The organism is Caulobacter sp. AP07 (assembly GCF_000281955.1).
Lineage (GTDB): Bacteria > Pseudomonadota > Alphaproteobacteria > Caulobacterales > Caulobacteraceae > Caulobacter.
The window spans coordinates 1-753 of the sequence record NZ_AKKF01000324.1; the positions used below are offsets into that span (position 1 = coordinate 1).

1 protein-coding gene is annotated in these 753 nt (G+C 70.3%); it reads left to right on the top strand.

The window, feature by feature from the left end; all coding sequences use genetic code 11:
- Positions 1 to 156: 156 nt before the first annotated feature.
- Positions 157 to 753: 5-dehydro-4-deoxyglucarate dehydratase (locus PMI01_RS25875; protein WP_007676878.1), on the top strand; the 597-nt coding region annotated here is incomplete at its 3' end.

A 753-nucleotide genomic window follows, 5' to 3' on the forward strand; every position in this document is an offset into this window, starting at 1 on the left:
AGCCGGCCCATCAAGCCAAAACCCGCATCGGTCGATAGCGCCTTTGGCTTAGACCGCCTGGGCCCCGGCCTCTAGCGTCGCCCCAGTAGACGGCCGCGACGGCTGGGGCGGCTCAACAACGCCTCGTGACCGCCGGGCCATGCAGCGAGGATATTGATGAGCAAGATGTCGCCGTCCGAAATGGCCCGTCAGATCGGCGGAGGTCTGCTGTCGTTCCCCGTCACCCACTTCGACGCCCAGCACCAGTTCAATGAGGCCGCCTATCGCGAGCACTGCGCCTGGATGCTGCAACGCGACCTGGCCGGGCTGTTCGCGGCCGGCGGCACCGGCGAGTTCTTCTCCCTGACCCCGCCCGAGGTCGACCGGGTGGTGCGCGCCGCCGTCGCCGAGGCGGCCGGCCGCGTGCCGGTGATCGCCGGCTGCGGCTACGGCACCGCCATCGCCGTCGACCTGGCCAAGGCCGCCGAGGCGGCCGGGGCCGACGGGGTGCTGCTGCTGCCGCCCTATCTGATGGTCCCCGGCCAGGAGGGCCTGGCCGCCCATGTCGAGGCGGTGTGCAAGGCCACCAAGCTGGGGGTCATCGTCTACAACCGCGACAACGCCGTGCTCACCGAGGACACCCTGGAGCGATTGTGCGCCCGCAACCCCAACCTGGTCGGCTTCAAGGACGGGGTCGGCGACATCGAGCTGATGATGCGGGTCTACGCCCGGATGGGCGAGCGCCTGACCTATATCGGCGGCCTGCCGACCGCC